The 1,320-nt window shown below is 76.8% G+C and carries 1 protein-coding gene and 1 pseudogene; one reads left to right on the forward strand and one right to left on the reverse strand.

Annotated elements, in window-relative coordinates; translation table 11 throughout:
* Window positions 1–254 precede the first annotated feature (254 nt).
* Complete coding sequence (locus tag FV230_RS28380; protein ID WP_147844730.1) at window positions 255–1,094, forward strand: SDR family NAD(P)-dependent oxidoreductase; 840 nt, start codon at window positions 255–257, stop codon at window positions 1,092–1,094.
* A 46-nt stretch (window positions 1,095–1,140) separates the two neighbouring features.
* Here the strand turns inward: FV230_RS28380 and FV230_RS28385 are convergent.
* A pseudogene (locus tag FV230_RS28385) lies at window positions 1,141–1,320 on the reverse strand (hypothetical protein); the annotation flags it as partial.

Genomic DNA, 1,320 nt, shown 5'->3' on the forward strand with positions numbered 1-1,320 from the left:
AGGGCGAGGATCACGCCGCGGGCCGGATCGCAGGCGGAGGCCGGCCCGCGCGCGGGGGCGGGAGCCCGGTCGCGGAGCGGGGGGACGCGCGGTCGGCCTGTGGCGCGGGCGGGCATGCGGGCGATTCCCGGAAGCGTGAGCGTGCCGGACGGTGGCAGAGGCGGCCGCCGAAGGCCAGGGCGGGGCGCCGCGCCCTCGACAATCCCGGCCGCCGCCCCACCCTCACCGCGACGCGAAAGCAGCGAGAGGCGCCGATGACCCACCCAGCGATCGAACCCGGCCGGACGGCCGTCGTCACCGGGGCGGCCAGCGGCATCGGGCTCGCGGCGGCGCAGGCCTTCGCGCGGGCCGGCATGAACGTGTGGCTCGCCGACCTGCCGGGCGAGGCGCTCGAATCCGCCCGCGCCGCGGTGGCGAGGCTCGCCGCCGTGGAGGTGCGCGCCTTCGCCCTCGACGTCGGGCAGCGCCCGGCGATGGAGGCGTTCGCGCAGGCCGTCGCCGCCGGGGGCCCGCCCGCCCTGGTGATGCTCAACGCCGGCATCGAGGCGGGCGGCACGCTGTTCTCCGAGGAGGCGACCTGGCGCAGGATCCTCGACACCAACCTGTGGGGGGTGATCAACGGCATCCACGCCTTCGCGCCGGCGATGATCGCGGGCCAGAAACCCGGCGCCGTGATCGTCACCGGCTCGAAGCAGGGCATCACCACGCCGCCGGGCAACACGCCCTACAACGTCTCGAAGGCGGGCGTGAAGGCGGCGACCGAGGCGCTCGCGCACGACCTGCGCGGCCGCGACGGCTGCCGCATCTCGGCGCACCTGCTGATCCCGGGCTTCGTCTATACCGGGCTGGCCAGGGCCCGCGGCGTCGCCGAGAAGCCGCCCGGCGCCTGGACGCCCGACGAGACGGTGGCCTTCCTGCTGGAGCGGATGGCGCAGGGCGACTTCTACATCCTCTGCCCCGACAACGAGACCACCCGCGCCCAGGACGAGCGCCGGATTGCGTGGGCGGCCGGTGACATCATCGAGAACCGCCCGGCGCTCTCGCGCTGGCACCCGGATCATTCCGAGGCGTTCCGGCGGGCGATGGACGGGTAGGGCCCGGGCCGGCGCGCCCCGGCGCATCCTCCGCGCGGCCCGGCCCTCAGGCCGGGATGGCGGCGGCCAGCGCCGTGCTCGGGGGCGTCTTCGGGCGCGGCATGACGCTCGCCGGGCAGGGCGGCGGATCGTCGTCGTCGTCGCGCCGCTTCGGGCGGACATACGTGTGCAGGTCCGCGAGGCGGCGCAGGCGGCGTGGCGCGGCGCGCCTCGTCCGAGCCGGGCC

It is taken from the genome of Methylobacterium sp. WL6 (assembly GCF_008040095.1).
Taxonomy (GTDB): domain Bacteria; phylum Pseudomonadota; class Alphaproteobacteria; order Rhizobiales; family Beijerinckiaceae; genus Methylobacterium.